Raw genomic sequence first — 21,459 nt, 5'->3', positions numbered from 1 at the left:
GGTTTACGCAACATCGCAGCCGGGCGTTGAATGTCGTATGATGACTAACGATATCGTCGATAGCTTCCAGGAATTCCGATGACTGCTTCCCCGCTCTACATCCGTGTGCATCCGGACGACAACGTCGCGATCGTCGTCAACGACGGCGGCTTGCCGGAGGGCGCGACGTTCGCCGACGGGCTGACGCTGCGCGAAGGCGTGCCGCAGGGGCACAAGGTCGCGCTGGTCGATCTCGCGGCCGGCGATCCGATCGTCCGCTACAACGTGGTGATCGGCTATGCGCTCGCCGAGCTGCGCCGCGGCAGCTGGGTCAACGAGCGCACGATGCGCATGCCCGAGCCGCCGGGTCTCGACGACCTGCCGCTCGCGACCCGCGCCGCGCCGCCGCTGCCGCCGCTCGAAGGCTATACGTTCGAAGGCTTCCGCAATGCCGACGGCTCGGTCGGCACGCGCAACATCCTCGCGATCACGACCACCGTGCAGTGCGTGTCGGGCGTCGTCGAACATGCGGTGAAGCGGATCAAGGACGAACTGCTGCCGCGCTATCCGAACGTCGACGACGTGGTCGGGCTCGAGCACACGTACGGCTGCGGCGTGGCGATCGACGCGCCCGACGCCGACATCCCGATCCGCACGCTGCGCAACATCAGCCTGAATCCGAACTTCGGCGGCGAGGTGATGACGGTCAGCCTCGGCTGCGAGAAGCTTCAGCCCGAGCGCCTGCTGCCGCCCGGCGCGATTCCGCTCACGGCCGACGGCGCGACAGACAACGGCGGCGTCGTGTGCCTGCAGGACGCCGCGCACGTCGGCTTCAATTCGATGATCGACTCGATCATGAAGATGGCCGAATCGCATCTCGAGCGGCTGGATCGCCGCCGTCGCGAGACCTGCCCCGCATCGGATCTCGTCGTCGGCGTGCAGTGCGGCGGCAGCGACGCGTTCTCGGGGCTCACCGCGAATCCGGCCGTCGGCTTCGCGGCGGATCTGCTGGTGCGCGCCGGCGCGACGATCATGTTCTCGGAAGTGACCGAAGTGCGCGACGGCGTCGCGCAGCTCACGTCGCGCGCGGCGAACGAGGACGTCGCACGCGAGATCATCCGCGAGATGGACTGGTACGACCGCTACCTGCAGCGCGGCCGCGTCGACCGCAGCGCGAACACGACGCCCGGCAACAAGAAGGGCGGCCTGTCGAACATCGTCGAGAAGGCGATGGGCTCGATCGTGAAGTCGGGCAGCGCGCCGATTGCCGGCGTCGTGCGTCCCGGCGATCGCGCGAAGCAGAAGGGGCTGCTGTACGCAGCGACGCCCGCGAGCGATTTCATCTGCGGCACGCTGCAGCTCGCGGCCGGGATGAACCTGCACATCTTCACGACCGGCCGCGGCACGCCGTACGGTCTCGCGCAGGTGCCGGTGATCAAGGTCGCGACGCGCAGCGATCTCGCGCGCCGCTGGCACGATCTGATGGATCTCGACGCGGGCCGGATCGCGACCGGCGCGGCCACGATCGAGGACACGGGCTGGGAACTGTTCCGGCTGATGCTCGACGTCGCGAGCGGCAAGCGCCGTACGTGGGCCGAGCAATGGAAGCTCGCGAATGCGCTGACGCTGTTCAATCCGGCACCGGTGACCTGATACCCGATACGCGCGACGGTTGCAGCCGGACGAAGCGGGCGCCCGAGACGGCGCCCGTTTTCATTGCGGCGGCCGGCGCGTCGATTTCCTTACCCCGCACGTAATCGACCGCCCGCGCGAGGCCGGCGACGATGACGGCACGCGAACACGACACACGTCACGTTCGCGACATCGTCCTTTCATCGACCCAAGGAGCCTCGCCATGAACACCGCCCAATCCGTATCGTCCGTTCACGCCGACCTGATCGACCGCTACTTCGACGCATGGAACGAACCCGACGTCGCGCGCCGCCGCGCGCTGATCGATGCGACCTACGCGAGCGACGCGGCGTATCGCGATCCGCTGATGGCCGGCGACGGCCACGCCGGCATCGACGCGATGATCGCGGCCGTGCAGGAGCGCTTCCCCGCGTTCCGCTTTCGCCGCACGACCGACGTCGACGGGTTCGGCCCGCATCTGCGGTTTTCGTGGGCGCTCGAGTCGCCCGACGGCGCGGCGATCGTGAAGGGTTCGGACTTCGGTACCGTCGACGCATCGGGCCGCCTCGCGTCGGTCACGGGTTTCATCGACGAAATGCCGGCCGCGGCGTCGTGACACGCACGACGCATGCACGGCGGCTGCCGGGATCGGGTAACGTTATGCGATTCGTTCCTGATCCCGGAGACTAGCCGACATGCTGAAGAATCTCGACCCGCTGCTGCACGCCGACATCCTGCACACGCTGCGCGCGATGGGCCACGGTGACGAAATCGCGATCTGCGACGCGAATTTCCCGGCGGAATCCGTCGCGGAGCACACGGTGGTCGGCCGCGCGTTGCGGATCGACGGCGCCGATTCGGCGCGTGTCGTGCGCGCGGTGCTGTCGGTGCTGCCGCTCGATACGTTCGTCGATACGCCCGCGTGGCGGATGGAAGTCGTCGGCGACGCGGCCGCGGTGCCGCCCGTGCAGCGCGAGGTGCAGGCCGAGATCGACCGCGCGGAAGGGCGCGCGGTGCCGCTCGCGGGCATCGACCGCTTCGCGTTCTACGAACGCGCGCAGCAGACGTACGCGGTGATCGTCACCGGCGAGCTGCGCGGCTACGGCTGCTTCATCTTCAAGAAGGGCGTGCTGTTGAGCGACGCGGGCTGAACACGCCGTCCATGCCGCCGCCCGCGAACCGCGCGGCGGCCGCCGTGTAAAGATTTGCTACAACCTTTTTCTTGGACACGGCCGAAACTCTGTCTATGCTGGCCCATTTGCCGCGGGCCCCGCAGGGCCGCGCGGCGCCGAGCCGTTCGGGTGTGCACCGCGCGGCCGGTCGAATTGCATACGAGGAGAGAGGCATGACGCGTTCCGTCGATTCCGGCGTCATTTTTTTCGCGCGCCTGGCGCTGGCGGCGTTGTTCCTGTGGGGCGGCGTGATGAAGCTGCTCGGCTACGGCGATTTCATCGGTTACCTGCACGGGCTGAACGTCCCGTATCCGCAGGTGATCGGGCCGATCGTCGTCGCGATCGAGGGGCTCGGCGGGCTGCTGCTGATCGTCGGCTACAAGGTGAAGCCGCTCGCGCTGCTGATGGCGTTCTACACGGTCGCGACCGCGATGGTCGGGCACAATTTCTGGGACGCGACGGATGCCGCGGTCCAGCACGACATGGTGATCCACTTCTGGAAGAACATCGCGATCGCCGGCGGTTTCCTGCTGCTGTTCGTCACGGGCGCCGGCGGTGCGAGCATCGACGGCCTGCGCCGCCCGAGCACGACGTACGGCAGCCTGCGCTGATCGCACGCCCGGCATTGCCGTTTTCGCTGACTCAAAACAAAGGGCCGAATCCCGCGGGATTCGGCCCTTTGTTCATGGCATCGCGCGAACGCGCGCGGTGACGCTCAGTGCGACGCCTTCACGTCCTTCGCATCCTTCGAGAATTGCACGGCGATCGCGCCGAGCACGCAGATCGCCGCGACGTACACGACCGGCGCGAGCGGATTCGACTTCATCATCAGCGACACGATCACCGGCGTGAGGCCGCCGAAGATCGCATACGCGACGTTGTACGAGAACGAGATGCCCGAGAAGCGCACGACGGCCGGGAAGCTCTTGACCATCACGAACGGCACCGCGCCGATCGTGCCGACCATGAAGCCGGCGATGCCGTAGTAGAGCGGCAGCGTCGACGCGTCGGCCGCGACCTGCGCGAACAGCAGGTAGTAGCATGCGGCCAGCCCGATGCCGCCGATGCCGAGCACGCGCTTCGCGCCGATCCAGCCCGCGAGCGAACCCGCGGTGACGCAGCCGGCCGTCAGGCACAGCGTCGCGACGCTGTTCGCGAACAGCGTGGTCGCGGGCGTCAGGTGGAACTGCTTTTGCAGCAGTGCGGGCGTCATCAGGATCACGACGACGATCGCGGCCGACAGCATCCACGTGAGCAGCATCGACACGATCACCGCGCGGCCGTGGTCGCGCAGCACGGCCTTCAGCGGAATTTCGGCCGCGAGCGCCTTCTTCGCCTTCATCTCGGCGAACACCGGCGTTTCATGCAGCCAGCGGCGCAGGTACACGGAGAACAGCCCGAACACGCCGCCGAGCAGGAACGGGATGCGCCACGCGAACGCGGTGACTTCGGCGCCCGAGTAGCGGCTGTTGATGCCGGCCGCGACGAGCGAGCCGAGCAGGATGCCGGCCGTGAGCCCTGCGGTGAGCGTGCCGCACGCATAGCCGATGTGACGCGACGGCACGTGCTCGGACACGAACACCCACGCGCCCGGCACTTCGCCGCCGACCGCCGCGCCCTGCAGCACGCGGAACAGCAGCAGCAACACCGGCGCGAGGATGCCGATCGTGTCGTAGGTCGGCAACAGGCCCATCAGCAGCGTCGGCACCGACATCATCAGCACGCTCAGCGTGAACATCCGCTTGCGGCCGAACAGGTCGCCGAAGTGCGCCATGATCACGCCGCCGAGCGGGCGGGCGAGATAGCCGGCCGCGAAGATGCCGAACGTCTGCAACTGGCGCAGCCAGTCGGGAATGTCGTGCGGGAAGAAGAGTTGTCCAATCGCCGGCGCGAAGAACACGAAGATGATGAAGTCGTAGAACTCGAGGGCGCCGCCGAGTGCGGCGAGGCCCAGGGTCTTGTAGTCGCTGCGCGTGAGCGCGCGTTCGGCGGCGCGAGGCACGCCGCTCAATTCGGAAGCTTGCATGGTCAGGACGATCGGTATTCGAATGTAGTTGTCGGTGCTGCGTCTCCAGGGCCCGCTATCGGCATGGACTGACAAGGCGCGGCTTGCGTCGTCGAAACGTGCGGCGCGCCGGGTGAGGCAGGCAACAGGTACCGCCGCACCGGGATGGGGCGCGGCGCAGACGAAGCGTCAAAGCGGGTGGGGGGATTCTACAGGAGCGCAAAATGTGCGCGTTTGAATGCGCGTGGGTGTGCGCCGAGGACCGCTTCTGACCATGCAGCCGGAGCGATCCTCGGCGCGGGCGGCCGGCGAGCCGGCCGCGCGCCGCGCGACGGAGCGCTTGCGTTTCGGAAGGGTCAGTTGCCGGCGATCGTGTCGACCGGCTTGAACGCGCCGTGTTCGACCTTGTAGATCGTCACCGGCGCATCCTTCAGGTCGCCCTTCGCGTCGTACGCGATGCTCGGGGCCGACACGCCCTTCACCGACACCTTGCCGAGATACGGCGTGTACACCTTCGGGTCGGTCGAGTTGGCCTCCTTCATCGCGGTGAGCAGCGCGATCGTGCCGTCGTACGAGTACGGCGAGTAGGTGATCACGTCTTCGTTGAAGCGCGCCTTGTAGCGTGCCGCGTAGCCGGCGAAGCCCGGCATCTTCTCCTTCGGCAGCCCGCCCATGTAGACGATCGCGCCTTCGGCCGCGTCGCCGCCGACCTTCAGGAACGTCGGCGAGCGCGACATCTCTCCCGTCACGAACGCCGATTTCATCCCGAGCTGGCGCATCTTGCGGATCATCGGCGACGATTGCGCGTCGCCGCCGCCGTAGAAGATCGCGTCCGGGTTCATCCCCTTGAGGTTGGTCAGGATCGCGGAGAAATCGAGCGCCTTGTCGTTCGTGAAGTCGCGCTTGATGATCGTGCCGCCCGCGGCTTCGACGGCTTTCGCGAATTCGTCGGCGATGCCCTGGCCGTACGCGGTGCGGTCGTCGATGATCGCGATGCGCTTGAAGCGCAGCGTCTTCACCGCGTACGTGCCGACGATGCGGCCCGCCTGCGCGTCGCTCGTCAGCAGCCGGTAGGTGGTTTTGTAGCCGCGCGCCGTGTATTGCGGCGACGTGGCCATCGAGATCTGCGGCAGCCCCGCGCGATCGTACAGGTCGGACGCCGGAATGCTCGTGCCCGAGTTGAAGTGCCCGATGATGCCGCGGACGTTGTCGTCGATCAGCCGCTGCGCGACGGTCGTGCCGGTGCGCGGGTCGGCCTGGTCGTCCTGCGAATCGAGCTGGAACGTGACGGGCTTGCCGCCGATCGTCGGGCGCGTCGCGTTGAAATCGGCGATCGCGAGCTGCACGCCCTTCTGCATGTCCGTGCCGTAGTTCGACTGCGGGCCGGTCAGCGGTGCGGCGAAACCGATCTTGACGACGTCGGCGGCGATGGCGTGCGCGCCCGACAGTGCGCAGGCAGCGGCCAGCGCGACGTGCGATACTTTCAGCTTCACTTTCACTTCCCCTTGATGGCGTGGTTGGGCCGCCGCCGGCCGGCTGGCCGGCGCCGGTAAACCGGGCGAGACGGTGCGTTCGGCAGGCCGGTGCGAGGGCCGTGCGTGCTTGCCGCGTATTGCCCCCGGCTATGCCGGAATCGGCGCGCATGATGGCCGATGCCGCAGGCCGGGCGCGCCGATTGCCGCCGCATCGGAAGGTCGTCTCGTGACCGTGAAGCGAAGTCTAGACAGCGAAAGTGCGGACGTCTTGCGCGTTCGGTGCGCAGCCGGCGACGATATCGGCATATCGTCGATTACCCTGATATGTGCCGAAATCGTCATGCCGTATGCGCAAACGCGCCAAGACGTTGCGCGTGCGCATTTTTATGCTGGCGAGTCCGGGCGCGCGGTGCCGGTGCGCCGGAACGTGCGTACGGCAATGCGCGCGGTATGTCGGCATCCGCGCATGCGTGGAGGCCGTGTCGGCGCAAACGGATTCGCGGCACGCCGCATGCGCGGCGAAGTGGTTGCGTGCGCAACGGATATCGCGTGACGATGCCGGCCGCTCGGCGGCGCGATGCGACGGCCGCCGCCACCTTGCCCGCCTTTGCGATCGGCACGACGCGATCGGAGGGGCGCTCCTATAATCGACGCCATCTGCCACTCGCCTTGCGGTTGCCGGGATGACGACCTTGCTTGCCGTACCGCCCATGAGCCTGTCCGATACGCTGCGCTACCAGCCCGACAATGCCGACCTCGGCGCGATGCTGGCGCATTTCCGCCTGCTCGAACCGGTGTTCGATGCGCTGCCGGACGTCGCGTTCTTCGTGAAGGATGCGAACGGCCGCTATGCGCTCGTCAACCGTACGCTGGCGATGCGCTGCGGCTACAAGGACAAGCGCGACCTGCTCGGCAAGACGACCGACGAAGTGTTTCCGCGCCGCTTCGGCCGCAGCTATTTCGAGCAGGACATGGCGACGATCAACGCCGGCCAGCAACTGACGGATCAGCTCGAGCTGCACCTGTATCCGGGCCGTCAGCCGGGCTGGTGCCTGACCTGCAAGGAGCCGCTGCGCGATGCCGCGGGCACGGTGGTCGGCCTCGCGGGCATCTCGCGCGACCTGAAGGCGCACGAGGGCTCGCATCCGGCGTACAGCCGGCTCGCCGACGTGGTCCAGCACATCCAGGATCACTACGTGCAGCCGCTGAACCTGAAACAGCTCGCGCAGATGGCCGGGATGTCGGTCGCGCAGCTCGAACGCTATTTCCACAAGGTGTTTCACCTGACACCGCGCCAGGTGCTGCTGAAGGCGAGGCTCGATGCGGCCACCGCGCTGCTCGTCACGCACGACAAGGTGACGGACGTCGCAGCGCTATGCGGCTATACGGATCACAGCGCGTTCACGCGCCAGTTCAAGGCGACGGTCGGCGTGACGCCGACGGAATACCGGCTGATGCTGCAGGAGCGGGGAGGGTGACGCGATACGCCGGCCGGGCCGGCGCGTCGCAGGAATCGGGGGAGTGCGAGGTATTGCGGGGTATTGCGGGGAAACGGGGATGCCGTGACGACGGCGGCTCAGCGGGACTCAGCGGGGCTCAGCGGTAGCCGAGCCCTTTCAGGACGGCCGTGCCGTCTTCGGTCAGCCGGAAGCTGGGTGACGTATCGGCGTCGAGCTTGACCATTTCGACGAGGCCGGCTTCCTGTAATGCGGGCAGCTCGGGTTTGGCGTTTGCGCCGATCGGCGCGTGCAGAAGCACGAGCAGCGTCGCGATTTCATGATGACTGAGCAGGCGGCGCAGCATCGTCTTCTTTGCAGGGGGCGCGGCCGGGCGGCCCGCGGGTGCTTCTACGGCGCTCATCGCTTTCCTCCTTTTCGAGATAACCATCGGGTACTGGTTGCGGATGGTGCCGTCGAAGACTTAAGCGATTCTTAAAACCGGGACGCACAGAGGAATGCTGCGCTGCGGTACGGGTTACCGGATGTAACGCCATACGGCATCGGCCTTCCGGTCCGATCGCCGCCAGCCGCGCCGGCGGGTGCGCGGCCGCGCGATTCACCACGATGGTGCGCGCGGAATGCGGCGCGTTGAATCGGCCGCGGGCCGCGCACGTGGCCCGGCTCGCGATCCCGCGGCGCTTCCTTCCGTTATTTCCTGCGCTGCGCCTGCGCGGCGAGCCGCACGGCCGCGTTCGCCGCGCCATAGCCGTCGTATCCGCCGCGCCGCTCGACGATCTCGAGCGAGAAGCGGTTGTCGACCAGTTCCGTATACGCGTGCAGGAATTCGCCGCCGTGCTCGTCGCGGTCGTACAGCAAGTGGTGCGCGCTCAGCGTGTCGATCAGTTCGTCCGGCAGCGCATAGCGTGCGGCGAGATCGTCGTAGTAATTGGGCGGAATGCGCAGGAACGGCACGCCGTCGGCCGCGAACGCGGCGATCGTCTTCACGATGTCGTCCGTGCGGAATGCGACGTGGTTCAGCCCCGTCCCGTGGTAGCGGTCGAGCGATTCGGCCACCGCCGTGTGGCGGTCGACCGACGCATTCAGCGCGATCCGCACCGAACCGTCGGCGCTGCGCACCGCGCGGCTGCGCATCAGCCCGTACGGATCGGGCACGAGCCAGCTGCGCTCTGCCTCGAAGCCAAACGCGGTCTTGAAGAACAGGATCCACGTGTCGAGCGCATCGGCCGGCAGCGCGAGGCATACGTGGTCGATACCCGTCAGCGGGCCGACTTCGCTCGGGCCGTCGATGTCGGTCAGCACGAAGTCCGATTCGTACAGCGTCGGTGCGTTCGGCGCTTCGTCGACGAAATACTCGAGGCTGCCGTCCGGCGCCTGCACGCTCGGCAGCACGCGCTCGTTCGGCCCGACGCGCCCGGAGAACGGCGCGTAGCCGTAGCCGGCCGCGCGCTCGAACGCCACTTTCGCGTCGTCCACGCGGAATGCCGACGCGCACAGCGACAGCCCGTGCTGCTGGAAGAACGCATCGGCGAACGAGTCGCGCTCCGCGTTCAGCACGATCGACGCGGCGCCGTGCTGGAACAGCGTCACATCCTTCGAACGATGCCGGCCCGCGAGCCGGAAGCGCATTCGGCCGAGCCACTCGCCGACGGTCGCCGCCGCCTGCGCGTCCACCGCGAATTCGATGAACTGGAACCCGACGTGCGCGGGCGGTGCCGGCGGCGCGAACAGCGGCTGGCTGGCGGCCGGTGCCCGGCCGTCCTGCGCCAGTCGTGCGCGCGTCATCTCTTCCAGATAGAGCAGCGAGCGATGGCCGTCGGCGGCCGTGATCGCGGTGGGCGCCGCGCGGAAGCCGTCGTTGAAGATCTCGAGCGACAGCGGCCCCGTATAGCCCGACTCGATCACGCGTGCGGTGAAGCGTGCGAGGTCGAAGTCGCCCTGGCCCGGGAACGAGCGGTAGTGGCGGCTCCATTCGAGCACGTCCATCGCGAGCTTCGGCGCGTCGGCGATCTGCACGAACGCGATCCGGTCGCCGGGGATGTCGGCGATCGCGTCCGGCGAATCGTCGAGCGACAGCGTATGGAAGCTGTCGAGCGCAAGGCCGAGGTGCGGGCTGTTCACCGCATTCACGAGTTGCCACGCATGGCCGTACCGCTTCACGACGCGGCCCCACGCGAGCGCCTCGTACGCGGCGACCACGCCGGCCTGCCGCGCGGCTTCGGCAAGCACGCCGAGCTGGTCGACGAGCAGCCCGTCGTCCGCGATCGTGTCGGCCGACACGTTGCTGCACACCAGGATGCGGTCGGTGCCGAGCGCGTGCATCACGTCGAACTTGCGCTTGATCCGGTCGAGGTTGCGCGCGAGCTGGGCCGCGCTCACGCCCTCGAAGTCGCGAAACGGCTGGAACAGCACGATGTCGAGGCCGAGATCGGCGGCCATGCGCCGGACGTCGGCCGGCGATCCGTCGAAGTAGACGAGATCGTTTTCGAAGATTTCGACGCCGTCAAAGCCTGCGGCCTGGACGGCGGCGAGCTTCTCGGCGAGCGTGCCGGACAGTGACACGGTGGCGATCGAGCGCTGCATGGGCGAATCCTGCGGGTGAGCGGGGCATGGCGTCGGTCGAATCGGCCCCGAATGAACCAGTCGTTGAGTTCCCGGCGAACGCCATATCCCGAATTTACTGGGCTAGTGGTACGTATTGTACAAACTAACTAGGTGGTACAAATTAGCGAAAACCCGAAAAGACATTGCGCTTGCGCAAGCGCACACTAGCGCCAAATCTTGACGTCAGGGGGCGAAGTCGGCTAACGATTCGCCCCCGTTTTAGGAGCAGAATCACCATGAGCAAGCCCAAGGTGCTGGTGCTGAACGGCCCGAACCTGAATCTGCTGGGGACGCGCGAGCCCCAGATCTACGGCGCGGAAACGCTCGCCGACGTCGAGCAGCGCTGCCGCACGGCGGCGGAAGGGCTCGGGCTGGACATCGACTTCCGCCAGTCGAACGCCGAACATCAGCTGATCGACTGGCTGCACGCCGCGCGTCACGACACGCACGGCATCGTGATCAACCCGGCCGCCTATACGCATACGTCGGTGGCGCTGGCCGACGCGCTTTCCGCGATCGCGAAACCGGTGATCGAAGTGCATATCTCGAACGTGCATCGCCGCGAGGCGTTCCGCCACCATTCGTACGTGTCGGCGCTCGCCGAAGCCGTGATCTGCGGCTGCGGCACCGAAGGCTACGTGTTTGCACTGCAGCGTCTGGCGACGCTGTTCTCGCAGGGAGCCGCACGATGAGCCGCCCGTCGTTTCTGATCGGCCTGATCGGCCAGGGCATCGGCGGTTCGCTGTCGCCCGCGATGCACGAGGAAGAAGGCTTCCGCCAGGGGTTCGGCTACGTCTACCGGCGCATCGACCTCGACGCGCTCGGCGTGAGCGTCGACGCGCTGCCGCAACTGCTCGATGCCGCGCAGCGGATGGGCTACAACGGGCTGAACATCACGCACCCGTGCAAGCAGCGCGTGATCGAACACCTCGACGCGCTGTCGGACGACGCTCGCGCGCTCGGCGCGGTGAACACCGTGCTGTTCAAGGACGGCAAGCGGATCGGCCACAACACCGACTGGTCGGGTTTCGCGAAATCGTTCCGCCGCGGGCTGCCCGGCGCGAAGCTCGAACGCGTCGTCCAGCTCGGCGCGGGCGGTGCCGGCGCGGCCGTCGCGCACGCGGCGCTGCAGATGGGCGCGGCTGAACTGACGATCTTCGATGTCGACGGCTCGCGGGCCACCGCGCTCGCGGCCGAGTTGCAGCAGCGTTTCCCCGCCGCGCGGGTCGCGTCGGGCGGCGCTCCGTCCGGCAGCGATCTTGCCGGCGCGATGCACGCCGCGACGGGCCTGATCCACGCCACGCCGACCGGCATGGCCAAGCATCCGGGCCTGCCGCTGCCGGCCGAACTGCTCCATGCCGGCATGTGGGTGGCCGACATCGTGTACTTCCCGCTCGAAACCGAACTGATCCATGCGGCGCGCGCGGCCGGCTGCGCCACGCTGCCGGGTGGCGGGATGGCCGTCTACCAGGCCGTCGACGCGTTCGAGATCTTCACCGGACGCACGCCCGACGCCGAGCGGATGTTCGATCACTTTCAGTCGCTCGTCGCGCGCTGACCCCATCCAGAAAGAGAGACCAGGAGACGACCATGCAGCACACCACTGACACGCGTGCCGCGCCGGCGCAGGCGGCCGGCACCGTCCGGCGCACGTCCGCGCGCTACAAGATTCTCGCGCTGCTCGCGATCGGCACGATGATCAACTATCTCGACCGTACCGTGCTGGGAGTGGCTGCGCCGCAGCTCACCAAGGAGCTCGGCATCAATGCGGCCGTGATGGGCATCATGTTCTCCGCGTTCTCGTGGACGTACGTGGCGGCGCAGGTGCCCGGCGGCCTGTTTCTCGACCGTTTCGGCAGCAAGATCACGTATTACTGGTCGATGACGCTGTGGTCGCTGTGCACGTTCCTGCAAGGCTTCGTGCCCGGCGTCGCGACGCTGTTCGCGTGCCGGCTCGGTCTCGGCGTCACGGAGGCGCCGTGCTTCCCGACCAACAGCCGGGTGGTCGCGACCTGGTTCCCGCAGAACGAACGCGCGATGGCGACGGGTACCTACACGGTGGGCGAGTACATCGGTCTCGCGTTCTTCAGCCCCGTGCTGTTCGCGCTGATGGGCGCGTTCGGCTGGCGCTCGCTGTTCTGGGTCGTCGGCGCGATCGGCATCGCGTTCGGCCTGGTCTGGTGGAAGTTCTATCACGAACCGCGCAACCATCCGGGCGCGAATGCGGAGGAACTCGCGTACATCGAGGCGGGCGGCGGCCTGGTGCACGGCGCGCGCAAGGACGGCGACAAGGGCGGCAAGGCGGGGCAGAAGGCCTTCAGCTGGTCGATGGCCGGCAAGCTGCTGAAGAAGCGTCAGCTCGCGGGCATCTGCCTCGGCCAGTTCGCCGGCAACTCGACGCTCGTGTTCTTCCTGACCTGGTTCCCGACCTACCTCGCCACCGAGCGCCACATGGGCTGGCTGAAGATCGGTTTCTTCGCGGTGATGCCGTTCATCGCCGCATCGGTCGGCGTGATGTTCGGCGGGATCTTCTCCGACTGGCTGCTGCGTCGCGGCAAGTCCGCGAACCTCGCGCGCAAGCTGCCGATCATTGCGGGCCTGCTGCTCGCGTCGACGATCATTCTCGCGAACTACGTGCAGAGCAACGAAGCCGTGATCGCGATCATGTCGGTTGCGTTCTTCGCGCAGGGGATGGCCGCGCTCGGCTGGACGCTCGTGTCGGACATCGCGCCGGACGGCCTGCTCGGCGTGACCGGCGGCATTTTCAACTTCGCGGCGAACCTCGCCGGGATCATCACGCCGCTCGTCGTCGGTTTCATCGTCGCGTCGACCGGGTCGTTCGTCGGCGCGCTCGTGTTCATCGGCGTGATCGCGCTGGTCGGTGCGGCGTCGTACATCTTCGTGGTCGGCGACATCAAGCGGATCGAGCTGTAAGCACCCGCTCCACGCATCTCCTGTGCGTTCGCCCGGCGGCCGGTTGGCCGCCGGGCTTTTTATTTGCGTGCGCAGAACGTGCTGGCCGGGCGAGTACGGCGCTTATGCGCGTTGCACCGCGATGCCGAGCGATTCGATCGCGTGCGCGATGGCCGCGACCGCGCGCCGGATGTCGTTCGAGTCGATCGCGCCGATGCAGCCGACGCGGAACGTCTCGAGCCGCGTGAGCTTGCCCGGATACAGGATGAAGCCCGCGTCGCGCACCGCGTCGTAAAAGCGGCGGAAATCGTAGGCCGGGTGGTCGGGTGCGTGGAACGTGACGATCACCGGCGCCTGCACGCCCGCATCGAGGAACGGGGTGAAGCCGAGCGCGCGCATCGATTCGACCAGCGTGCGGCAGTTGTCCGCATAGCGCACGCCACGCGCCGGCTGGCCGCCTTCGGCGACGTACTGGTCGAGTGCGGCGCGCAGCGCGGCGATCACGTGCGTCGGCGGCGTGAAGCGCCACTGGCCGGTCTTGCGCAGGTACGCGTACTGGTCGTGAAGATCGAGCGCGAGCGACGGCGAGTTGCCTTCGCTCGCGTCGAGTGCGTCGCGCCGCACGATCGCGAAGCCCATCCCCGGCACGCCTTCGAGACATTTGCCGCTCGCCGAGATCAGCGCGTCGATGCCGCTGCCCGCCAGTTCGATCGGCAGCGCGCCGAACGAACTCATCGCGTCGACGATCAGCCGCTTGCCGTGGCGCCGGCACGCGGCGGCGATGTCGTCGAGCGGGTTCAGGATGCCGGCGCTCGTCTCCAGATGCACCAGCGCGACGTGCGTGATGCGCGGCTCGCGCGCGAACGCGGCTTCGATCGCGGCCGGATCGACGGCCGTGTCCTCGCCGAACGGCAACGCGATCGCGTCGATACCGAGCCGGCCGAGGATCTTCAGGATGCGCGCGCAGTACGCGCCGTTGTCGGGCACCAGCACGACGCCGTCGCGCGGCACCAGCGTGCCGAGCGCGGCTTCGACCGAGAACGTGCCGCTTCCCTGCATCGGCACGCACACGTACTCGTCACCGCCGTGCGCAATGGCGACGAGATCCGCGCAGACTCTGGCCGTCAGTTGATTGAAAGCGGCGTCCCACGAGCCCCAGTCATGTTGCATTGCGTGGCGGGTTGTGGCGGACGTGGTGAGCGGGCCGGGCGTAAGAAGAATCGGATCGGACATGGTTTTCCTCTGCAAAGGTCGGAAGAAACACCGCGCGGCATTTCTGAATGACTTGCATGATATTGGCAAAATGTGTCATTTTTTGGAAATTGCGGCATTCGTCACGGGTTTGTCATCGAACGCTGTGATCCTTCGCTTGCCGCGCCGAACCCAACCTCGCGCGGCGGCGAGGCAGGCCGTCGAGCGGCGCTGCCCGGAGATAACAGGAGAGCCGGGTCGTGCCCCCGGCCCATTGGTGTTCCGCCTACGGAGAAGTCAGATGACACTGCAGAAACCCTCGCGCGCCGCTGCCGGCGCGTTCCGCAAGCTTGCGCTGGCCGCCAGCGTCGCCGCTCTGATGGGCGCCGCGTTGCCCGCCCATGCGGCGAGCGCGGTCGTGCTGTACACGGCAGACGGTCTCGAGAACCTGTATCGCGATGTGCTGCCGGCCTTCGAGAAGAAGGAAGGCGTCAAGGTCAACATCGTGACGGCGGGCAGCGGCGAGGTCGTCAACCGCGCGAACATCGAAAAGAATTCCCCGAAGGCCGACGTGATCGTCACGCTGCCGCCGTTCATCCAGCAAGCCGGCCAGATGGGCCTGCTGCAGTCGTACCAGAGCGTGAACTACAAGAACGTGCCGGCCATCGCGAAGGCCGAAGACGGCACGTGGGCGACGTTCGTGAACAACTACTTCTCGTTCGCGATCAACCCGGACGTCGTGAAGAACCAGCCGAAGACGTTCGCCGACCTGCTGTCGCCGGCCTACGCGGGCAAGGTCGCGTACTCGAACCCGGCCACGGCCGGCGACGGGATGGCCGTGCTGATCCTGACGACGTCGCTGATGGGCGAGGACAAGGCGTTCGACTACCTCGCGAAGCTGTCGCAGAGCGTGAAGTTCCACACGAAGGGCACGGGCTACCTGAACGTGCTGCTGTCGCGTAACGAGATCAGCGTCGCGAACGGCGACCTGCAGATGGACCTCGACGATGCCGAGCACGGCGCGCTGTCCGTCAAGCCGATCTTCCTGGCCGCGAAGGAAGGCGACCAGCCGACCACGTTCCAGCTCCCGTACGGCATCGGCCTGATCAAGAGCGGCCCGAACCAGGACGCCGGCAAGAAGCTGATCGACTACCTGATGTCGACGGAGGTGCAGTCGAAGGTGCCGGACATGTACGGCATCCCGGGCCGCACGGACGTGCCGCTGGCGGGCAAGAACGGCGAAGCGGTCAAGAAGGCGATCTCGGGCGTGAAGCTGATCCCGGTCGACTGGACCCAGGTGATGGCGAAGAAGCCGGTGTGGATCGAGCGCTGGAAGAAGGATGTGATCGGCAGCTCGGGCAAGCAGCTCGACGTCGTCAAGCCGAAGTGACCGGCTCACGCCGCCTGTTTGAGTGAGCAAGAGGATGAACCCGGTGGACACCGCCCTGACCCATCCCGGCGCATTCGGCGCCGCCGAACCGCGGGCAACGCTGCGGTCCGGCGCGCCGGGCGGCGTGCAGATCGAACACCTGAGCGTGCGCTACGGCGCACGCACGGTGCTGGAAGATCTGTCGCTGTCGATCGGCGCCGGTGAATTTCTGACCGTGCTCGGCAAGAGCGGCTGCGGCAAGACCACGCTGCTGCGCTTCATCGCCGGGTTCGTGAAGGCCGACGGCCTGACCGGCACGCTGACCGTTGCCGGACGCGACCTGACCTATGCGCCGCCGCACAAGCGCAATCTCGGTCTGCTGTTCCAGAATTACGCGCTGTTCCCGCACCTGTCGGTGTTCGAGAACGTTGCATTCGGGCTGCGCGCCCGCGGGATGGCGTCGTCGGAAGTGACGCGCCGCGTCGCCGACGCGCTGAAGCTCGTGCAGCTCGGCGATGCCGGCCATCACCTGCCCGCGCAACTGTCGGGCGGGATGCAGCAGCGCGTCGCGCTGGCGCGCGCGCTCGTGATCGAGCCGGACGTGCTGCTGCTCGACGAGCCGCTGTCGGCGCTCGACGCGAACCTGCGCGCATCGGTGCGCAGCGAACTGAAGGCGCTGCACGAGCGCCTGCCGAATCTCACCGTCGTCTGCGTGACGCACGATCGCGACGACGCGCTCGTGCTGTCCGACCGCGCGCTGCTGATGCGCGACGGCCACATCGCGCAGCTCGGCACGCCGCAGCAGTTGTACGACGCGCCGCAGGACGGCTACGTTGCACGCTATCTCGGCCCGGCGAACCTGCTGCCGCCGCACGTGATCTTCCCGCTCGGCGATCCGCGCCATGAAGTGCGCGGCAAGGTCGCGTGCGTGCGCCCCGAGCGCCTGACCGTGATGCCGCCCGCCGCGGGCGGGCTGCACGGCACGGTGTCGTCGGTCGAATGGCAGGGCGCGGACTTGTCGATCGCGGTCACGATCGACGCGGCGCCCGACGAGCCCGTGCGCGTCACGATGCAACGCGGCCGCGGTGCGGCTCCCGAGCGCGGTGCGCGCGTTTCCCTGCATTGCGAGGCAGACGATGTCGTCCTTATCGAGCCCTGAAGCCGGCCTGCCGCCGCACGTGCTCGCGTCGGCCGCCGCGCACGCCGCCGCCGCGCGGCGCCGCAGGCGCATGGGCGACCTGCACCTGGCCGCGCTCGCGGTCGTCGTGCTCGGCCCGCTCGTCGTCTATCCGCTGGTGCGGCTCGTGCTGCTGAGCGTGTCGGGCGATCACGGGTTCAGCTTCGCCGCGTATCGCACGTTCTTCGGCAACCCCGACACGCGCAACGTGCTGCTCACCACCCTCGGCGTGCTGTTCGCGAGCGCCGGCACCGCGTCGGTGCTCGGCGTGATGCTGGCCGCGCTGCTGTTCTTCAAGCCGTTCCCGGGCGCGTCGCTCGTCACGCGCTTCCTGGAGCTGTACGTCGCGTTTCCGTCGTTCCTCGTCGCGTTCACGCTGATCTTCCTGTACGGCTCGCAAGGGTCGATCAGCATCGCGCTGCAGCACCTGTTCCATCTCGAGAATCCGCCGCTCGATTTCCTGTTCGGCATCGGCGGCGTGATTCTGGCGCAGACCGTGTTCTATACGCCGTTCGTCGTGCGGCCCACGCTCGCGTCGTTCGCGACGCTCGACCTGCGGCTGATCGAAGCCGCGCGCAGCCTCGGCGCATCCGGCTGGATGCTCGCGCGCCGCGTCGTGCTGCCGATCGCGTGGCCGGGCATCGCCGCCGGCACCGTGCTGTGCTTCCTGCTGACGCTGAACGAATTCGGGATTCTGCTCGTGCTCGGCAGTGCGCGGCTCGTCACGCTGCCGGTTGCGATCTACAGCAGCGCGACCGTCGACCTCGACCTGCCGACCGCGTCGGCCGGCGCGGTCGTGATGCTCGCGCTGTCGCTGGCGCTGTATGCGGTTTATCGCCGGGTGAACCGGCGTGCGACGGGAGGAAACGATGTCCGCTGAATTCCGTATCGGGCAAGCCGTGCCGCGCCACCAGATCGGCTGGGGCGACACGGTGCTCAAGCATGCGTCGCGCGCGGCGCTCGCGCTGGCCGCGTTCGCCTGCTTCTGGCTGTTCGTGTTGCCCGTCGTCGTCGTTGCGCTGTCGAGCGTGTCGACGCAATGGTCGGGCACGATCCTGCCGGCCGGCTACAGCCTGCGCTGGTTCGAGCGGCTCGGGTCGCCCGAATACGATGCGCTGCTGACGAGCCTGGAAATCGGCTTCGGCGTATCGGCGGTCGGCACGATCCTCGGGTTGTGGCTCGCGCTGGCGCTCGAAGGGCGCGACCGGCGCGGCCTCGGCGCGGTGGTCGACGCGCTCGTGATGGTGCCGAACGGCGTGCCGAGCGTCGTGCTCGGGCTCGCGGTGCTGATCGCGTATCACCAGAAGCCGGTCGACCTGTCGAGTTCGGCCGCGATCGTCGTGCTCGTGCAGCTCGCGCTGATCCTGCCGTTCTGCTATCGCTGCGCGGCCGCCGCGCTGCGTCCGGAGCTGACCGTGCTGCGCGAAGCGGCAGCGAGCCTCGGTGCGCCGCCCGCGATGGTGCTGCGCCGCGTGCTGCTGCCGCAGCTCGTGCCGGCGCTGCGCGCGAGCCTCGCGCTCGGCTTCGCGCTGTCGCTCGGCGAGCTTGGCGCGACGCTGACGGTGTATCCGCCGGGCTTCGCGACCGTGCCGATCGTCGTGATCGGCCAGGTGGAGCGCGGCTATTACCTTCCGGCATCGGCGCTGTCGCTGCTGATGCTCGGCGCGTCGCTCGCGGCGCTGCTGCTGATCGCCGCGCGTGTACCGCGCGGCAAGCGGGCCGCATCATGAACGCCGCGTTCGCATTGCGCCAACCCGGTGACGCGTCGGCAGCTGGCGCATCGACGGATCTTGCGGCGCGCTCCGTCGACGTCAACGGCCGGCGCTATCGGCTGCCGGCCGAACCGACCGTCGTCGTCTGCGTGGACGGCTGCGAGTACGACTATCTCGACCGGGCGGTGGAAGCGGGCGTCGCGCCGTTCATCGGCCGGATGATCGCGAAAGGCACGGCATGGCGCGCCGATTGCGTCGTGCCGACCTTCACCAACCCGAACAACCTGTCGATCGTCTGCGGCGTGCCGCCGTCGGTCCACGGGATCTGCGGCAACTACTTCTGGGATCCGGCCGCCGACGGCGGGCGCGGCGCCGAAGTCATGATGAACGACCCGGCCTACCTGCGGGCCGGCACGCTGCTCGCGGCGGCGTCCGACGCCGGTGCGCGGGTCGCGGTCGTGACGGCGAAGGACAAGCTGCGCCGGCTGTTGGGCTGGCAGCTGAACGGCATCTGCTTTTCGGCCGAGAAGGCCGCGCAGGCGAATCTCGCGGAAAACGGGATCGTCGACGTGCTCGACTGGGTCGGCCTGCCGTCGCCGGACGTCTACAGCGCGGCGTTGTCGGAATTCGTGTTCGCGGCCGGCGTTCGGCTCGCGCAGACGCGCCAGGTCGACCTGATGTACCTGTCGACCACCGACTACGTGCAGCACAAGTGCGAGCCGGGCAGTGCGGGCGCGAACGCGTTCTACGCGATGATGGACGGCTACCTCGCGCAGCTCGACGCACTCGGCTGGGCGATCGGGCTCACGGCCGACCACGGGATGAACGCGAAGCACGACCCCGCGACGGGCCGGCCGAACGTCATCTATCTGCAGGATGCATTCGACGGTTGGTACGGTGCGCAGGCTGCGCGCGTGATCCTGCCGATTACCGACCCGTACGTCGTGCACCACGGCGCGCTCGGCTCGTTTGCGACGATCTACCTTGCGCCGGGCATCGACCGGGCCGAGGCGATGTGGCGCGTCGGCGGCCTCGACGGCGTCGAACTCGTGCTCGACAACGCGGAAGCCGCCGCACGTTTCGAACTGCCGGCCGACCGGATCGGCGATCTCGTCGTGATCGGCCGCCGCGACATGACGCTCGGGACGCGCGAGCGCGAACACGACCTGTCGGGCCTCACGGTGCCGCTGCGCTCGCATGGCGGCGTGTCGGAGCAGGAAGTGCCGCTGCTGTTCAACCGCCGTATCGAGCCGGCCGAACACGGGCGTCGCCCGCGCAACTTCGACGTGTTCGATTTCGTGCTGAACCGGGTCGCGACATGATGGCCCATCCCCGACACGATCATCCGGCGTTTCGCGCGGAGGCGCTGCGCTGGTGCGGCACGCGCGCGACGCGCGAACGCACGCTCGACGTGATGGACCCTTACACGGGCACGCGCGTGGGGACGGTGCCGCTGGCGAGCGTCGACGACGTGCGCGCGGCATTCGATTACGCGATGGCGTACCGGCCGAAGCTTACGCGTTACGAGCGTTCGCAGATCCTCGAGCGGGCGGCCGCACTGTTGCGCGAGCGTACCGAGGAAGCATCCGACCTGATCACGCTCGAATCGGGGCTGTCGAAACAGGACTCCCGTTACGAGATCGGCCGCGTGGCCGACGTGCTGAAGTTTGCGGCGATCGAGGCGCTGCGCGACGACGCGCAGAGCTTCTCGTGCGATCTGACGCCTCACGGCAAGGCGCGCCGCGTATTTTCGCAGCGGCAGCCGCTGGACGGCGTGATCGTCGCGATCACGCCGTTCAATCATCCGATGAACCAGGTGGCGCACAAGATCGCGCCGGCGATCGCGACCAACAACCGCGTGATCGTGAAGCCATCGGAGAAGGTGCCGCTGTCGGCGTTCTATCTGGCCGACCTGCTGGTCGAGGCAGGATTGCCGGAGCCGATGCTGCAGGTGCTGACCGGCCGCCCGGCCGAGATCGCGGACGAACTCGTCACGCATCCGCATGCGTCGCTGATCACGTTCACGGGCGGCGTGGCGATCGGCAAGGCGATTGCCGCGCGGGCCGGCTACCGCCGCATCGTGTTGGAACTGGGCGGCAACGATCCGCTGATCGTTCTCGACGATGCCGATCTCGAACGCGCGGCGTCGCTCGCGGTGCTCGGCTCGTACCGGAATTCGGGCCAGCGCTGCACGGCTGTCAAGCGGATGCTGGTGCAGCGCTCGATCGCGCCAGCGTTCACCGAATTGCTGGTCGAGAAGACGCGCGCGTGGAAGTACGGCGATCCGTTCGATTCCGCGAACGAAATGGGCACGGTGATCGACGAGGAAGCGGCACGGTTGTTCGAGGCGCGCGTGAACGACGCGGTTGCGCAGGGCGCGCGCCTGCTGACCGGCAACGTGCGGCGCGGCGCGCTGTATGCGCCGACCGTGCTCGACAACGTCGATCCGTCGATGACGATCGTGCGCGAGGAGACCTTCGGCCCGGTATCGCCGGTCATCACGTTCGACACGATCGACGATGCGATCCGGATCAGCAACGGGACGGCGTTCGGGCTGTCGTCGGGGGTGTGTACCGACAGCACGGCGGCCGTCGTGCGGTTCGTGAACGAGCTGAACGTCGGCACGGTGAATGTATGGGAAGTGCCCGGATACCGGATCGAGCTGTCGCCGTTCGGCGGGATCAAGGATTCGGGGCTGGGGTACAAGGAAGGCGTTCAGGAGGCGATGAAGAGCTTCACGAACCTGAAGACGTTTTCGCTGCCTTGGGAGTAG

Annotated in this window: 19 protein-coding genes; 14 read left to right on the top strand and 5 right to left on the bottom strand. The window is 67.7% G+C overall.

Annotation, left to right across the window (positions count from 1 at the left end):
* Nucleotides 1-78: 78 nt before the first annotated feature.
* From garD to WJ16_RS31105, 4 genes are all read left to right on the top strand, one after another.
* A complete protein-coding gene (garD, locus tag WJ16_RS31120) occupies nucleotides 79-1,632 on the top strand; it encodes a galactarate dehydratase (protein ID WP_069260789.1) in 1,554 nt (517 codons plus the stop codon).
* Nucleotides 1,633-1,834: 202 nt separating this feature from the next.
* Complete coding sequence (locus WJ16_RS31115) at nucleotides 1,835-2,227, top strand: nuclear transport factor 2 family protein (RefSeq protein WP_069260788.1); 393 nt, start codon at nucleotides 1,835-1,837, stop codon at nucleotides 2,225-2,227.
* A gap of 79 nt (nucleotides 2,228-2,306) precedes the next feature.
* A complete protein-coding gene (locus WJ16_RS31110; protein ID WP_069260787.1) occupies nucleotides 2,307-2,762 on the top strand; it encodes an RbsD/FucU family protein in 456 nt (151 codons plus the stop codon).
* Nucleotides 2,763-2,956: 194 nt separating this feature from the next.
* Nucleotides 2,957-3,394: a DoxX family protein gene (locus WJ16_RS31105; RefSeq protein WP_069260786.1), complete on the top strand. Its 438-nt coding sequence runs from the start codon at nucleotides 2,957-2,959 to the stop codon at nucleotides 3,392-3,394.
* A gap of 104 nt (nucleotides 3,395-3,498) precedes the next feature.
* Here the strand turns inward: WJ16_RS31105 and WJ16_RS31100 are convergent, their stop codons facing one another.
* Together WJ16_RS31100 and WJ16_RS31095 are read right to left on the bottom strand one after the other, a co-directional pair.
* A complete protein-coding gene (locus WJ16_RS31100; RefSeq protein ID WP_069260785.1) occupies nucleotides 3,499-4,809 on the bottom strand; it encodes an MFS transporter in 1,311 nt (436 codons plus the stop codon).
* 335 nt (nucleotides 4,810-5,144) lie between these two features.
* Entirely contained in the window at nucleotides 5,145-6,281 is a 1,137-nt protein-coding gene (locus tag WJ16_RS31095; RefSeq protein ID WP_084636158.1) for a branched-chain amino acid ABC transporter substrate-binding protein, read from the bottom strand.
* Nucleotides 6,282-6,946: 665 nt separating this feature from the next.
* Between WJ16_RS31095 and WJ16_RS31090 the strand changes: the two genes are divergently transcribed.
* The gene (locus tag WJ16_RS31090; RefSeq protein WP_069260784.1) at nucleotides 6,947-7,741 is read left to right on the top strand and encodes an AraC family transcriptional regulator; all 795 of its coding nucleotides are present in this window, start codon (nucleotides 6,947-6,949) and stop codon (nucleotides 7,739-7,741) included.
* 118 nt (nucleotides 7,742-7,859) lie between these two features.
* On the opposite strand, the gene WJ16_RS31085 is transcribed toward WJ16_RS31090, so the two are convergent.
* Both WJ16_RS31085 and WJ16_RS31080 read right to left on the bottom strand, forming a co-directional pair.
* Nucleotides 7,860-8,123: a hypothetical protein gene (locus WJ16_RS31085; RefSeq protein WP_069260783.1), complete on the bottom strand. Its 264-nt coding sequence runs from the start codon at nucleotides 8,121-8,123 to the stop codon at nucleotides 7,860-7,862.
* Nucleotides 8,124-8,410: 287 nt separating this feature from the next.
* Nucleotides 8,411-10,303, bottom strand: a complete 1,893-nt coding sequence (locus WJ16_RS31080) for a bifunctional sugar phosphate isomerase/epimerase/4-hydroxyphenylpyruvate dioxygenase family protein (protein WP_069260782.1) — start codon at nucleotides 10,301-10,303, stop codon at nucleotides 8,411-8,413.
* 257 nt (nucleotides 10,304-10,560) lie between these two features.
* On the opposite strand from WJ16_RS31080, the gene aroQ reads away from it, so the two are divergent.
* The 3 genes from aroQ to WJ16_RS31065 are packed head-to-tail and all read left to right on the top strand — an operon-like array spanning nucleotide 10,561 to nucleotide 13,258.
* The gene (aroQ, locus tag WJ16_RS31075) at nucleotides 10,561-11,016 is read left to right on the top strand and encodes a type II 3-dehydroquinate dehydratase (protein ID WP_069260781.1); all 456 of its coding nucleotides are present in this window, start codon (nucleotides 10,561-10,563) and stop codon (nucleotides 11,014-11,016) included.
* Complete coding sequence (locus tag WJ16_RS31070) at nucleotides 11,013-11,882, top strand: shikimate dehydrogenase (RefSeq protein ID WP_069260780.1); 870 nt, start codon at nucleotides 11,013-11,015, stop codon at nucleotides 11,880-11,882. The genes aroQ and WJ16_RS31070 overlap by 4 nt, the downstream gene beginning before the upstream one ends.
* A 32-nt stretch (nucleotides 11,883-11,914) precedes the next feature.
* Nucleotides 11,915-13,258 carry an MFS transporter gene (locus tag WJ16_RS31065; protein WP_069260779.1) on the top strand — a complete coding sequence of 448 codons (1,344 nt, stop codon included), beginning with the start codon at nucleotides 11,915-11,917 and terminating at the stop codon, nucleotides 13,256-13,258.
* Nucleotides 13,259-13,360: 102 nt separating this feature from the next.
* Here the strand turns inward: WJ16_RS31065 and WJ16_RS31060 are convergent, their stop codons facing one another.
* Nucleotides 13,361-14,470 (bottom strand): 2-aminoethylphosphonate--pyruvate transaminase, encoded by a 1,110-nt coding sequence (locus tag WJ16_RS31060; protein WP_069260778.1) that lies wholly within the window; start codon nucleotides 14,468-14,470, stop codon nucleotides 13,361-13,363.
* Nucleotides 14,471-14,729: 259 nt separating this feature from the next.
* On the opposite strand from WJ16_RS31060, the gene phnS reads away from it, so the two are divergent.
* Genes phnS through phnY form a run of 6 tightly spaced genes read left to right on the top strand, consistent with a single transcriptional unit; the run spans nucleotide 14,730 to nucleotide 21,459 of the window.
* Nucleotides 14,730-15,818, top strand: coding sequence for a 2-aminoethylphosphonate ABC transporter substrate-binding protein (gene phnS / locus WJ16_RS31055; protein WP_069260777.1), 1,089 nt, complete (start codon nucleotides 14,730-14,732; stop codon nucleotides 15,816-15,818).
* A gap of 34 nt (nucleotides 15,819-15,852) precedes the next feature.
* Nucleotides 15,853-16,956, top strand: coding sequence for a 2-aminoethylphosphonate ABC transport system ATP-binding subunit PhnT (gene phnT, locus WJ16_RS31050; RefSeq protein WP_069260776.1), 1,104 nt, complete (start codon nucleotides 15,853-15,855; stop codon nucleotides 16,954-16,956).
* Complete coding sequence (gene phnU / locus WJ16_RS31045; protein WP_069260775.1) at nucleotides 16,934-17,854, top strand: 2-aminoethylphosphonate ABC transporter permease subunit; 921 nt, start codon at nucleotides 16,934-16,936, stop codon at nucleotides 17,852-17,854. The genes phnT and phnU overlap by 23 nt, the downstream gene beginning before the upstream one ends.
* On the top strand, nucleotides 17,844-18,704 hold the full coding sequence (gene phnV, locus WJ16_RS31040; protein WP_069260774.1) for a 2-aminoethylphosphonate ABC transport system, membrane component PhnV: 861 nt from the start codon (nucleotides 17,844-17,846) through the stop codon (nucleotides 18,702-18,704). The genes phnU and phnV overlap by 11 nt, the downstream gene beginning before the upstream one ends.
* Entirely contained in the window at nucleotides 18,701-20,008 is a 1,308-nt protein-coding gene (gene phnA, locus WJ16_RS31035) for a phosphonoacetate hydrolase (RefSeq protein ID WP_069260773.1), read from the top strand. The genes phnV and phnA overlap by 4 nt, the downstream gene beginning before the upstream one ends.
* On the top strand, nucleotides 20,005-21,459 hold the full coding sequence (gene phnY, locus WJ16_RS31030) for a phosphonoacetaldehyde dehydrogenase (RefSeq protein ID WP_069260772.1): 1,455 nt from the start codon (nucleotides 20,005-20,007) through the stop codon (nucleotides 21,457-21,459). The genes phnA and phnY overlap by 4 nt, the downstream gene beginning before the upstream one ends.

The sequence above is a fragment of the Burkholderia metallica genome, assembly GCF_001718555.1.
Classification (GTDB): domain Bacteria; phylum Pseudomonadota; class Gammaproteobacteria; order Burkholderiales; family Burkholderiaceae; genus Burkholderia; species Burkholderia metallica.
Note: the sequence above shows the minus strand (reverse complement) of the source record. Positions and strands in the feature narration are given on the sequence as shown.